The 13,230-nt window shown below is 63.6% G+C and carries 11 protein-coding genes and 1 tRNA gene; all 12 read right to left on the bottom strand.

Annotated elements, in window-relative coordinates; translation table 11 throughout:
• Window positions 1–88 precede the first annotated feature (88 nt).
• Window positions 89–2,782, bottom strand: coding sequence for a DNA polymerase I (polA, locus tag H7007_RS02120; protein ID WP_287152840.1), 2,694 nt, complete (start codon window positions 2,780–2,782; stop codon window positions 89–91).
• A gap of 298 nt (window positions 2,783–3,080) precedes the next feature.
• Window positions 3,081–3,166: transfer RNA gene (locus H7007_RS02125), tRNA-Leu, on the bottom strand.
• Between the two features lie 206 nt (window positions 3,167–3,372).
• Window positions 3,373–3,996 carry a zinc ribbon domain-containing protein gene (locus tag H7007_RS02130; protein WP_287152841.1) on the bottom strand — a complete coding sequence of 208 codons (624 nt, stop codon included), beginning with the start codon at window positions 3,994–3,996 and terminating at the stop codon, window positions 3,373–3,375.
• 51 nt (window positions 3,997–4,047) lie between these two features.
• Window positions 4,048–4,449: a hypothetical protein gene (locus H7007_RS02135; RefSeq protein WP_287152842.1), complete on the bottom strand. Its 402-nt coding sequence runs from the start codon at window positions 4,447–4,449 to the stop codon at window positions 4,048–4,050.
• A gap of 653 nt (window positions 4,450–5,102) precedes the next feature.
• The gene (gene hisI, locus H7007_RS02140; protein ID WP_287152843.1) at window positions 5,103–5,459 is read right to left on the bottom strand and encodes a phosphoribosyl-AMP cyclohydrolase; all 357 of its coding nucleotides are present in this window, start codon (window positions 5,457–5,459) and stop codon (window positions 5,103–5,105) included.
• Window positions 5,460–6,052: 593 nt separating this feature from the next.
• Window positions 6,053–6,784, bottom strand: a complete 732-nt coding sequence (locus H7007_RS02145; RefSeq protein ID WP_287152844.1) for an ABC transporter ATP-binding protein — start codon at window positions 6,782–6,784, stop codon at window positions 6,053–6,055.
• A 307-nt stretch (window positions 6,785–7,091) separates the two neighbouring features.
• Complete coding sequence (locus tag H7007_RS02150) at window positions 7,092–7,874, bottom strand: ABC transporter ATP-binding protein (protein ID WP_287152845.1); 783 nt, start codon at window positions 7,872–7,874, stop codon at window positions 7,092–7,094.
• A 61-nt stretch (window positions 7,875–7,935) separates the two neighbouring features.
• Window positions 7,936–9,066: a branched-chain amino acid ABC transporter permease gene (locus tag H7007_RS02155; protein WP_287152846.1), complete on the bottom strand. Its 1,131-nt coding sequence runs from the start codon at window positions 9,064–9,066 to the stop codon at window positions 7,936–7,938.
• Between the two features lie 66 nt (window positions 9,067–9,132).
• Complete coding sequence (locus H7007_RS02160) at window positions 9,133–10,029, bottom strand: branched-chain amino acid ABC transporter permease (protein ID WP_287152847.1); 897 nt, start codon at window positions 10,027–10,029, stop codon at window positions 9,133–9,135.
• A 140-nt stretch (window positions 10,030–10,169) separates the two neighbouring features.
• Window positions 10,170–11,369, bottom strand: a complete 1,200-nt coding sequence (locus H7007_RS02165; protein ID WP_287152848.1) for an ABC transporter substrate-binding protein — start codon at window positions 11,367–11,369, stop codon at window positions 10,170–10,172.
• A 153-nt stretch (window positions 11,370–11,522) separates the two neighbouring features.
• Entirely contained in the window at window positions 11,523–12,281 is a 759-nt protein-coding gene (gene hisF, locus H7007_RS02170) for an imidazole glycerol phosphate synthase subunit HisF (protein WP_287152849.1), read from the bottom strand.
• A gap of 212 nt (window positions 12,282–12,493) precedes the next feature.
• Window positions 12,494–13,228: a 1-(5-phosphoribosyl)-5-[(5-phosphoribosylamino)methylideneamino]imidazole-4-carboxamide isomerase gene (hisA, locus tag H7007_RS02175; RefSeq protein WP_287152850.1), complete on the bottom strand. Its 735-nt coding sequence runs from the start codon at window positions 13,226–13,228 to the stop codon at window positions 12,494–12,496.
• Window positions 13,229–13,230: the final 2 nt, after the last annotated feature.

The raw sequence follows: 13,230 nt of genomic DNA on the forward strand, positions 1-13,230 counted from the left end.
TGGGCCCCGCGCATGAAACCCGGAGCCCTCCTTGTTGCGGTAGGGTCGTTTCCGGAGCCGGGGCCTTCTTTCGGGGGCCGTAGAGGCCTCATTTGGCCTCGTACCAGGAAGGCCCCTTCCCCACTTCCACGCGGAGGGGGACGTCCAGTGGGTAGGCGTTCTCCATCTCCTCCCTCACCAATTCCTCCAACACGCCTTCCTCGCCTCCATGCACATCGAAGACCAGTTCATCGTGTACCTGGAGGATCATGCGTGAGGACAGGCCTTCCTCCTTGATGCGCCGGTGCACACGGACCATGGCCACCTTGATGATGTCCGCAGCGCTTCCCTGGATGGGAGTGTTGAAGGCCAATCTCTCCCCCAGGCGGCGCAGGCGATGGTTGCCCTCCAGCAGCTCCGGAATCTCCCTTATGCGGCCCAGGATTGTGGTCACGTAGCCCGTGCGGGTGGCCTCCTCCACCACCCGGTCCAGGTAGGCCCTCACCTGCGGGTACTTCCCGAAATATGCTTGGATGTACCTCTCCGCCTCCTCGTTGTCTATCCCGAGTTGCTCGGCGAGACCGTAGGGGCTCATCCCGTAGATGACCCCGAAGTTGATGGTCTTGGCGCGGCGCCTCATCTCCTCGTCCACCTCTTCGAGGGGTACGCCGAAGACCTCCGAGGCGGTGGCGGCATGTATGTCCAAGTCCATCTCGAAGGCCCGCCGCAGCCCGGGGTCGCCGGAAAGGTGGGCCAGGAGGCGCAGTTCGATCTGGGAATAATCGGCGGTGAGGATGCACCCGTCTTCGGAGGTAGGTATGAAAGCCCGACGGATGCTCCTCCCCATCGGGGTTCGGATGGGTATGTTCTGGAGGTTGGGGTTGCTGGAGGAAAGGCGCCCGGTGGCGGTCACCGTCTGGTTGAAGGAGGCATGCAATCGGCCCGTGTGAGGGTCGATCAGCCTGGGAAGGGCGGAGACGTAGGTCCCAAGCAACTTGGAGAGCTCCCGATGCCGGAGGATTACCTCCACCAAGGGATGCTTGCCGCGGAGCGCGTTCAGCACCCCCACGTCTGTGGCGTATCCCGTCTTGGTCCTCTTTACCGGAGGCAGGCCAAGGACCTCGAAGAGCACGTGGGCCAGCTGCTGGGGGGAATTGAGGTTGAAGGAGCATCCTGCAAGCCTCTCCGCCTCAGCCTCCAGTTCCGCTATCTCCCGTCGCAGTTCCTCCTCCATGGAGGAGAGGAAAGCGGAGTCCAGGCGCACGCCGCAGGCCTCCATCTCCGCCAGCACTTCCATGAGGGGCATCTCCACGTCCTCGAAGAGGGGGGTCAGGCCACGGATGCTCATCTCCGCCCGCAGTGCCTCGTCCAGCCTTCTCAAGACCAGGACATACCGGACGTCCGCCGCGGCCTCCTCCTCCTCCAGAAGACCGAGCTGGCCGCTCCTCTCCTCCCTGAGGGCGACACCGAGGTAACGCAGCGCCAGGTCTCCCAGTTCATGGCCGGCACTCGAGGGGTTCACCAGGTAGGAAGCCACCTGCACGTCGAAGTGCACTCGCGGGAACATTCCCCAGAGCTTGGCGCATTGCACCATGTACTCCTTGCCCCGATAACATACCACGCGTACCCCATCCATCCCCTGCAGTCCGTCGAGGAGGGCCTTGAGCCCTTCTCTGTCCGCGTCCATCACCAGACGCACATACTTACCCCCCGCGGCCGCGGTGACCGCCTTCAGTTCTCCCCGGGTGAATCCCTCCCCCTCCAGAGAGGGGTAGAGGTATATCTCGCCATGGCGTAAAGCGGCCTCCAAGAGGGCGGAGACATCGGCCTCCTCCGCTTCCGTCCGGCCCGGAGTGCCTGTCGCACCCTGCGGCGGGGATGAATGGCCTTCTATGGAAGGAAAGAGCTCCCGACGCAGCGCCGCCAGCCTCTCCGCCGGCTTGCGGAACTCGAGGGATTCGAAAAGCCGGCTTACCTCCCCCTCTTCCCATGGTCGGAGCTTTATGGCTTCCGGGCCGGGAAGGTCAATGGGAACGTCGCGGCGCAGGCGCGCCAGCTCGCGGCTCAGGTAGGCGCTCTCGCGGTACTCCTCCAGAAGGCGGCGCCAGCGTGGGTTGGAAACCCTTTCCAGGGAACGGTAGATCTCGTCCAGGCCTCCGAACTCCCGAATGAGGGCGGCGGCGGTCTTCTCCCCCACTCCCGGTATTCCCGGTATGTTGTCCGAAGTGTCCCCCTTGAGCGCCAGGTAGTCCACGATCTGTTCCGGGGTCACGCCGTATTTCTCCTCCACCTTTTCCCGGTCGAAGATCACGATGTCCGTGATCCCCTTGCGGTTTGCCACCACCCGCACCCGCTCATCCACCAACTGGAGGGCATCGCGGTCCCCGGTGACCACGTAAATCTCGGCCTGTGGCGGCAGCCTCTCCTTGAGGGTGGCCAGGACGTCGTCCGCCTCGTAGCCCTCTACCTCCAAGAAAGGAATCCCCATGGCCTCCAGGAGGGCACGTATAATGTCCATCTGTTCCCTGAGATCGTCCGGCATGGGTTTGCGGTGGGCCTTGTATTCCTCGAATCGCTCCAGCCTGAATTCCGGCCTCCCCCGGTCGAAGGCCACCACCAGGGCATCGGGGCGCAACTCCTCCAGGATCTTTATGAGCATGGATACGAAACCGTACACCGCGTTTGTGGTCTGCCCGGAGGAGGTGGAAAGATCGGCAGGAAGCGCATAATAGGCCCGGTAGGCGAGGCTGTGCCCGTCCACCAGCACGTACCTCTCGTCATGCCGTTCGCTCACGTCCGTCATCCTTCCTCATCGGCATCAAAAGGGCGAGGTTCGGGGACGGGGCTGGAGCCCCGTCCCCGCATCCAAGGAGAACGCAGTTTTAAGGATAAGGCGAGGGGGTGACAAACCGCCCTTCGGGACCCGGGAAACGACTTCCCCCGGTAAATCCACACGCTCACGTTCTCCCTCCGCCCGCTTTCCCGAAGGTTCCGGGCAGGTAACGCGGGGACAAGAAGCCCATGAACAACCCATACCGCCTCGAACAGGGCGCCCCCAACGACGTTGCGGGAAAAGAAAAACCCCATAAGGGGCTTTCTCCTGGTGCCGAAGGCCGGACTCGAACCGGCACGGGGAAACCCCACTGGTTTTTGAGACCAGCGCGTCTACCCATTCCGCCACTTCGGCTCCAAGACCTTGTCCAGAATGATTTTATCACCCCTCCGTATCCTCATCCACGCCGAAGTTCAGCAGGAGTGGCCGCCACTTTCTACCCTTTTGAACTTGCTTGCTTCGCCAGTATGATAAGGTGGCCTTCGGCCTTTTCCAATCCCAAAAGCGCCAGGAGAGAGATGCGGCATCGATGTCTACCCTGCCGGCAGGCGGAGGGGAAATCACGGAAGGAGGTCGGTGCCCGCCGCCACCGCCAACCACCTGCCCTCCCGGTTCTCCATCCGGATAACCAGCCCATCTGAGGGTTCGATGGCCAGCACCTCGCCCCCGGCGAAGCGAATGCTCCCCCTTTCCAGTAACACTCTGGCCGTATAGGGGTCTTCCGCTTCCACGCGTAGCTCGAGGTCCAGAAACGAACCTCCTCCCCCAAGGTAATCGGTGACCTCCTTGAACAGCCTCTCCGCTCCCGTGGCACTGGAGGGATGAAAGAGGGAGACGAAACGTGCTTCGTCGCGGGCGTTGAGAGCCTCGATGACCTGAGAAGCCCTCTTGCCGGGCTGGGGATTACCCCACACGGTGAGGCTGAGGGTGAACCAGGCCACCAGGGCAGCGGCAACGGCGATGTATATGGCCATCCGTAGCCTGAAATGCCTCATCCTCTCCCTGGCCGCGGGACGCATCCGTTCTCCGGTGGAGACCACATCCGGTCTCCACTCCCCCGGAGCGGCGTAGCCACCGCCAGCCGGACGCATGCCCTCTCCCGCCGCAGGCCTCAGGCGTTGCAGGCACAGGGTGCAGAACTCCGCGTTGTCCGCGTTCTCGGCGCCGCAGTTGGGACAGATCATGTCCGACCTGCCTCCCGAATCAAACTTTCTCCAAGATTATGCTTCGACGGTTCAACCCATATACCTTTTCTCCGCCAGCCAACCCCCAAGGGCTCCGAGGGGGAGGAACAGGAAAAGGGCCACCAGTATCCCCAGCGGGCTGAAGGTCTGGGGAACAACCACCCTTTCCGTGACCAGCAGGCCGATGAGGAAGGAAATGAGAGGCTGCCAGAAGAAGATCACCGCCGCCACGCAGACCGTCCCGTAGAGCCAGCCCCTTTCCCTCTCCAAGGCCTCTGCGGAGATACGGTATCCTCCCCAGATGAGCAACAGGGCCTCCACTGCGTAGACCAAACCAAGGGTGAAGTAAAATCCGGACCTTCCACCGGAAAAGAGTGCTCCGGCGAGGAAGAAGCCGAGGATAAAACCGCAAATCACCAGGACCACGAAGACGACCAGAGAGTGCTTCAACACCAGGGTGACGACCTGCCCGGCGCTCCTCTTCGTAGCCCCCCCGAACCTCCCGGCGCCAGGGGTCCTCTCTGCCGGCGGAGCCGGCGCATTCTCACCAACAGGCCTGAAATCGCCGGATGGCACGTAAACGGTGCGGGCATCGTGGGCTCCAGGCAGGGGCCTCGTCGGAGCGTCTTGGGCTCCCGACAAGGTTCCGTGAGCCGGAGGTACCCCAGGCTGTCCAACGGGCGGGATACCATCCGTCAGCAGCCTCGCCAGGCAGAGCGAGCAAAATGACGCCCCCTCAGGATTATAGGCCCCACAGTACGGGCAGGAAGGCATGTCCATCCCCTCCCTTCCGGCCGAGCGTATGGCGTATCCGCGCCGATGACCGCCTCCCGGAGGAGCCATCCAAATCAATCAGTTAATCGACAACCGAAGCCCTTCGGTAAAGCGGAGCGTTATGCTCTGCCTCCTTCCGAGCTATGTGTCTGCACCCCCGTGGGTTGACGGGAAAACCCACACCTGCCCTTCCGTCTATTGCTTCGTCCAGACAGTGGCCTGCTGGAGAACGTGCCGGAACGGGACGCAGGCTCCTCCGCCATGCGGCCCGCAGGCCCGTGCCCACCGGGGCCTACCGGCAAATCGGCGGTGGGTCACCGATGGAGCCTTTGTCACTGCGATTCGGGAGAGAGGTCCGTCCTCGCCCCCCGGATCTCGTTGAAGAAGCAACTGCGCTTCCCGGTGTGGCAAGCCGGCCCCACCTGCAGTACCTCCACCAGAAGGGCGTCGCCGTCGCAATCGTAGCGGATCCTGCGCACGTATTGCCGGTGTCCGGAGGTCTCCCCCTTGCACCAGTACTCTCGGCGGCTACGACTCCAGAACCATGTCCGCCCGCTGCTCAGGGTGCGCCTCAGGGCCTCGCGGTCCATATAGGCCAGCATCAGGACCTCCCCGTTCTCGTGGTCCTGGACGATGGCCGGGATGAGCCCTTCACCATCGAACTTCAGTTCCGGCAGTTCCATCTCCATTCCCTCTTCCCTCCCGGGTTCGCAAACCCCAAACCCGCTTTACGAGCCAACACGATCGACGCGCATCCCTGCCCCTGTCCGCATCCGGGGCTTTGCGGCCGCCCCGGCGGTCTTACTCCGCTCCCATTACACTCCCCTCTTCCCTCCCGGGTTCGCAAACCCCAAACCCGCTTTACGAGCCAACACGATCGACGCGCATCCCTGCCCCTGTCCGCATCCGGGGCTTTGCGGCCGCCCCGGCGGTCTTACTCCGCGTCCACCCTGGCCCCTCTCCCCTCCCCCATCCCCTGATGAACTCAAAAACGCCCATCGGTCGAACCAATATCATCGCCGGCTCTTTTTCCCCGTATACGCCACCGGCGGGTGCATCGGGCCTGCACGCCATCCAAAACCTCACCTCACCGGAACCCCTGCCTCCCTCTAACCTCGTCAGTGCAACGCAACGGACCGGCCACTTCCAGGAAGGCTGTCCCACGCCCTGGCTAATTACCGTCAAGCCGCCTGTTTCCTCGCTCCAAGAGGATGCAGCCTCTCCTCGGAGCCGCGCGGCGAGCGAAGCAGAGGCAGAGGCCGGCACGGGCCACGGGCCCGGGCTATCCTCCGATGGCCTCTTCCTCACCCAGGTAAAGGTGGATTATCTCCTCCCGGCCCAGTAGCTCGGAGGCCTCACCTTCCAGGCGTATCTTGCCCGCGCGCATGACGTAGGCGTAATCGGAGATGCTCAGGGCTATCATGGCGTCCTGTTCCACAAGCAGGATGGTGAGTCCTTCCTGGTTGAGCCTCTTCAAGCAGGAGAATATGTCCCTGATGACCATAGGGGCCAGGCCCATGCTGGGCTCGTCCAGGAGCAGAAGCCGCGGCCTGGCCATCAGGGCCCTCCCGATGGCCAGCATCTGCTGTTCCCCTCCGGAAAGGGTGCCTGCCACTTGCCCCAGCCTGGCTTCCAGGGCGGGGAAGAGGCGGCACACGAACTCCATGTCCTCCTCCACCTCCCGCGACCGCCTCCGGCCCGAGCGCAGGTAGGCTCCCAGGTAGAGGTTCTCCTCCACGGTCATGGTGGAGAAGACCTGCCGCCCCTCGGGAACATGGGAGATGCCCATGCGCACGATGCGGTGCGGCTCCAGGTTGGCGATGTTGGTCCCCACGTACCTTATCTCGCCGTAGCGGGTGGGGACCAGCCCGGATATGGCGCGCAGCAGGGTGGTTTTTCCAGCCCCGTTGGCCCCGATGATGGTGGTGATCCTCCCCGCCCGAACCCAGAGGTCCACGGCGCGCAGGGCTTCGATGTTCCCGTAGAACGCGGAGAGGTTGTTTATCTCCAGCAAGTCATTCCCTCCATCTCAGGGGCATGCCGATTCCGCCCGAGCGTCCGCCTCGGCGCACGTCCTGTCCCGCCCGACGCGGAAACACGCCTTTCACCTCCATATCGACCGTCCTCCGCACTCCCCGGCCGCTTTCCTCTCCATCCCCGGGAGGGCGGAGCCGGGGGCTCCACTCGCTTCAACCGTCTCGGCGCATCCTTGCGGCATTGACCGAACGGCCATTCGAGCCTTGAATCTCCGAACCCCAAACCAGGCGCCGTTCCACCCGAGAGCCATGGCGTGACACAATCCCTCCACCATGCCCCACCTCTCATGCTCTTTGGCCCTCGTTTATCTCCGCTCCCAGGTAGGCCTCGATGACCCGCGGGTCGTTGCGCACCTCCTCGGGAGTGCCTTCGGCGATCACCTCCCCGTGGTCCAGGACCAGGACCTCCTCGGAGATGCTCATCACCAGCCCCATGTCGTGTTCCACCAGGAGGACGGTCACGCCACCGTCCCTTATGCGCCTGATGACCTCCCCCAGCTCCCGGGTCTCGTAGTCGTTTAGCCCGGCGGCCGGTTCGTCCAGGAGGACGAGCCGGGGCGATGTGGCCAGGGCCCTGGCCACCTCCAGAAGGCGCTGCTGGCCGAAGGGGAGGGAGCCAGCAAGGTTGTCCGCCTGCATCTCCAATCCTACCATGTCCAGATAGGCGAGGGATTCCTCCCACATCCAGGACTCCTCGCGGCGGGCCCTGGGAAGGCGAAAAGCCGAGGCGAACATGCCGGTACGCGTCCGGTGATGCAGGCCTACCATGACGTTCTCCCGTACCGTCATCCCGGGAAAGATGCGCACGGTCTGGAAGGTCCTGGCAATGCCCAGGGCGGTGACGCGGTGCGGGGGCAGCCCAAGTATCTCCCTGCCCATGAAGACCGCGCTGCCTCCGTCAGGGCGGTAAAGGCCGGTCAACAAGTCGTAGAGGGTGGTCTTGCCCGCCCCGTTGGGACCGATGATGGCCTTGATGATGTTCGGGCGCACCCGGAAGGAGACCTCCTTCACCGCGGCCAGCCCGCCGAAGGTCTTGGTCAGCCCCTCGACCACAAGGATGTCTTCCATGGGATCGGTACGCTCCCTTTCTTCCACGATGCCGCCGTTAACCTCAATGACGTTGCCCCTCTCATTCCGGCCCCTTCCTGCGCAGCGGGTTGACGAATGGGTTGCGACGGAAGCGGATCATGTCCGACAGGCCCTTGGTTATCCCCGAGGGCATGAAGATCATGGTGAGCACCAGTATGAGCCCGAAGATGATGCCCTCGTAGTTGCTGTACTTCTCCACCCATCGGGGTACTTCCCCCAGCCACTTGGGTATAGCTTCCACCACCTTGGGGATGAAGGTAATGACCCCCGCCCCGGCCACCGCCCCCCAGATGCTCTCCATCCCCCCGACCACCACCATGGTCACCAACTGAATGGAGAGAAGGATAGTGAAGAGGTTGGGATCGATGTACCCCTGGATATGGGCGAAGATCCCGCCCGCCAGCCCGGCCAGGGACGCGGAGAGGGCGAAGACCTTTATCTTCTCCCAGGAGACGTCCACCCCCATGACCTCCGCAGCCACCTCCGACTGGTGCAGGGCGCGCATGGCCCTCCCGGAACGGGAGCGCACCAGGTTGAAGCAGAAGAGCAGCACAAGAAGCGCGGTCGCCCAAATGAAGAAGTACTCGGAGCGCAGGTAGTTCCTGCCCTCTCCCACGGCCAGTCCGGGCAGGGAGAGGGCGGGTATGTTCCGTAGGCCGTCGTTCCCTCCCGTGAGCCAGGTCATCTCGCGCATGAAGACGAAGAACACCATGCCCAGCCCCAGCGTGGCCATGGCCAGGTAATGGCCCTTCAATCTCAACACCGGCGCAACGGCGAAGCCGATGAGGGCGGCGGCCACAACGGCCGCGGGGATTCCCAACCAGGGCGGGAACTTGGCCTTCAGGCACAGCAGCGCCGAGGTATAGGCACCGATGCCGAAGAATGCCCCGTGTCCCAGGGAGACCTGGCCGGCGTACCCCATGAGCAGGTTCAGCCCCACGGCGGCGATGGTATATATCCCCACCAGGCGCATGACCATGAGGATGGGTATGCCCAGGGGCTTGGAAAGACGGTCCGCCCAGAGGGGGAGGAGGCCCAAAAAGATGGCCAGCCCAAGAAACACGGAGTAGGAGCGGACGAGGGATCGCGCGGTCTCCACGGCGGATGCCAGCGCGCGCCCCGCCCATACTCCTTTAAGGGATTCACCGCCGTCCCGCGAACCCTTCACCATCTCGCCTCATCCCAACACGCCGAAAGCCCGACCTTTTTTCATGCCGTCAAGTCGTCGTAGCCGGCATCAAACCTTCTCCACCATACCCCTCCCCAGGAGGCCTTGCGGCCGGAAGAGGAGCACGACGATGAGCAACACGGCCGCCACCGCCCCCTTGTACCCCGTGGAAACGCCCAGCACCACGGTGAGGAACCCCGGAATGAGCTCCTCGAGGAGCCCCAGCACCAACCCTCCCACCACGGCCCCGAAGGTGTTGCCCAAACCTCCCACCACAGAGGCCGTGAAACCCTTCACCCCCATCTCCAGGCCCATGCCGTAGCTGGCATAAGGGGAGCTTATAAGGCCCGCTGCCCCGCCCAGGGCCGCGGCCAGGATGAAGGAGTAGAGGGACATGCGGGATACGTTGATCCCTACCAGGGTGGCCGCCTGCCGGTTGACCGAACATGCCCGCATGGCCCTCCCCGCCTTGGTGCGGTTGAAGAAGAAATAGAGCAGCACGACACAGGTTACGGTGAGCCCCACCACCCATAGGAACTGCCTGGAGACGGTGGCTCCCGGAAGCCGGAAGGTGCCCGGGGTGAACTCGGGGACCTTATAGGCCTCACTGGGCCAGAAGACCCGCCCCAGTGACTTGAAGAATATGGAAGCTCCAATGGTGGCGATGATGGCCGTCAGGACCCCCGCCCTGCGCAGCGGATAGATCATCACCCTCTCCATGGCCCCCCCTATCGCCGCTGTGGCCAGCACGGCCAGCACGGCGGCCAGGGGGATGGGAAGGCCGGCCGAGACCGCCAGCGCGTAGGCGAAGAGGCCCCCGAACATGGAGAATTCTCCCTGGGCGAAGTTGATGATCCCCGTGGAGGTGTAGATGATGTTGAAGCCCATGGCCACCAGGATGTAGAGGCATCCGTTGGCCATGCCGTTGGCCAGGTACTGGGGGCAATTCCTGAAAAAATCGAGCATCGGCGAAAAATCCTTTCCCCCGGCCTTACCCCCGTTCCCTGGGGTAAAGTAACGGGTTTCCCAGCGCCGGCGTTCCAAAAAGGGGAGGCCGGCTTCCCAACCAGCCTCCCCGCCGCCGCTTTCTCGCTATGGGCTTAGGCTTAACGCCCGGCCGGCTCCCACTGGGAGTTCACGATCTCCACCATCACAAGGTCGTCCGGCGAGAGGCCGTTATGGTCCCGAGCCGAGTAATTGAAGATGCCTGCTGTGCCCACCAGGCCTTCAGTCCTCTCGATCTCATCGCGAAGCTCCTCCGGGGTGGCGCTCGGACCCACCCTCTTCAGCGCCTCGGTGATGATGAGTATGGCGTCCCAGCCGTGCCCGGCGAAGGTGTTGATGGGCTGCCCGTACGCCTCCCGGTAGGCCTCGTCGAAGTCTTTTATGAACTCATACTCCGGGGAACCGGGTTCCAGGACCTTTTGATAGATGAGCATCTTGCCGGCCGGGAAGACCACGCCGTTGGCCGCCTCGCCCGCCAGCTGGATGAACTGCTGGTTGGCGATACCATGGCTGCCCACGTAGGGGATGTTGATGCCCTTGTCACGCATGCGCTTGGCGATGATGGCCGGTCCCGGGTTGGTCCCCCAGACCAGAATCACCTCCGGCTTCGCGGTCATAACGTTGGTAAGATGTGTATCTATGGTCTCCTCGGTGTCGTTGGTCTGGTATCCCTCGGAGGCCACCACCTCCAGGCCGAAGGAGGATGCCTCCTTCTCCACCACGTTCTTGCCGTCAGTCCCGAAGGCATTGGTGTCATAGAGCAGCGCCACCCGCTTTACTTTGAGGACCTCGCTTATGTACTCGAGAGCCTTCTTGCCCGCCTCGGTGGCGGTGGGAGGGGTGCGGAATATCCAGGTTATATCCCCCTCCATGATGTTCGCCCCGGCGGCCATGCATACCTGAGGGATATGCCTCTTGGTGCACTCCTGCTTCATGGCCAGGGTGGGGCCGGTTCCGCTGGAGCCGATGACCGCCACCACGTCTTCCTGCTCCAGGAGCTCTATGACCGCCTGCTGTGCCTTGTTGGAATCGCTCTGGTCGTCCTTGATGATCACCTCCACCGGGTGACCCTTAATGCCCCCGCTCGCGTTGAGCCTCTCCACGAAGAGCTCTATGGCGTTGCGTTCCGGCTTTCCCAGCGGTTCATTGGCCCCGCTCTCGGAGAGAACCACCCCGATCCTTATGGGTTCCTTTGTCGTGGCGCCCTCCTGGCCGCCGCAGCCCGCGAGGGCGAGCAAGGAACCCGCCAGCGCGGCCACCGCCAGAAGGATCAAGAACGTCCTGACCTTCATAAATCTCATTCGACCCCCCTTACCTCTTTCCGGCCTCCAGCGAGGCCTTCCCGCCTTAAAGAGCCTCATTCCAGCCTGTTAAAGCCCGAGAGGCCGCTTTAGATGTTATTTCTACCACATGCCTTCCGCGCATGTAAACCGCTTCCGTGGCGCCCCTTTCCTTCACAGGCGAACGGGAATCCCGCGCCGGCGGAGAAATTCCTTGGCCTCCCGTATGCTGTATTCCCCGTAATGGAATATGGAGGCGGCCAGAACGGCGTCCGCTCCCGCCTCGATGATCACCTCCGCCAGATGCTCCAGGCTGCCCGCTCCCCCGGATGCGATGACCGGTATGCGCACCGCCTCAGCCACCGCGCGGGTGAGTTCCAGGTCGTAACCCGACCTGGTCCCGTCGCGGTCCATGCTGGTGAGGAGTATCTCCCCCGCCCCGAGCGATTCGACGCGGCGTGCCCATTCCAGGACGTCAAGGCCGGTCGGGGTCCTTCCCCCATGCACGTATACCTCCCAGGAATTTCCATCTCTTCTCTTGGCGTCGATGGCCACCACCACGCACTGGGAGCCGAACCTGCCGGCGGCTGCCTCCACCAGGGAGGGATTCTCCACCGCTGCGGTGTTGAGCGAGACCTTGTCCGCACCCGTGGCCAGCATGCGCCTGATGTCGTCGAGGTTCCTTATCCCCCCGCCCACGGTGAAGGGGATGAAGACCTTTTCCGCCACCCTGGCCGCCATGTCAAAGACCAGTTCCCGGCCCTCGTGGGAAGCGGTGATGTCCAGGAACACCAACTCATCCGCCCCCTCGCGGTCATATATCTCCCCCAGCTCCACGGGATCGCCGGCATCCCTCAACCGGACGAAGTTTATCCCTTTGACCACTCTTCCCTTGTCCACGTCCAGGCAGGGTATGATGCGCTTGGTATGCACGTCCGCCTCTCCTCCGGTTCACGGCAAGCCCCCCTCGCCCCAGCCGGGAGCTCGGGGATTCCCTGCTTTTACTCCCTCCACGTCGTCCACGTCAGGGCTGCTGCCCATGCACAGCCCGGCGCGAATCAGAGCCATCCTCTAGGATGGGTAGCGCGCTCCGCCCCTAGGAGGGGCTGGTCATACGGCACCGGGCCTCCTTTTCCCCCACTCCATCATCTCCCGTCCCCCTCCTCGAGGTCCAGGATCTCCGGGAGGGAGACTCTCCCTTCGTACAGGGCACGTCCCACAACCGCTCCCTCGACCCCGAGGGAAGAGAGCTCCTTGAGGCGCTGGATGTCTTGGCGCGTGGAGATACCTCCGGCGACGATGACGCCGAGACCGCGACCCAGCAGTTCACGGGGGACGTGCCCGGCATATCCCTCGAGAGTGCCGTCCCGGAGTATGTCCGTGTACAGGACCCTCGTCACGCCTCCGCTCGCCAGCTCCTCCACCAGCTCCTCCAGCGGTCGCTCCAGCTCTCTGGTCCAGCCCCCCACCGCCGCCCTCTTCCCCCGCATGTCAAGGCTCACCACCAGCATCTCGCCCAGGTCTTCCGCAGCGCGGCGCAGAAAGGCGGGGTCCGCCAGGGCGCGGGTCCCCATTATCACCCGGGCCGCTCCCATGTCCAGCAGCCTCCGCGCATCGTCCAGGGTACGCACCCCGCCTCCCACTTGAACGGGGATCCGCACTCTGCGCAATATCTCCCGGATGCTCTCCAGGTTCACCGGGTGGCCCTGCACCGCACCGTCCAGGTCCACAACGTGGATGAAGGAGGCTCCTTCCTCCTGCCACCGCACGGCCATCTCCAAGGGGCGGTCGGAAAAGACCCTCTCCTTCTCCATGTCTCCGCGCACCAGGCGGACGCACCTGCCACCCTTGATGTCCACCGCGGGATAGATGCGGAACAACC

The sequence above is a fragment of the Candidatus Solincola tengchongensis genome, assembly GCF_015711935.1.
GTDB lineage: Bacteria > Actinomycetota > Geothermincolia > Geothermincolales > RBG-13-55-18 > Solincola_A > Solincola_A tengchongensis.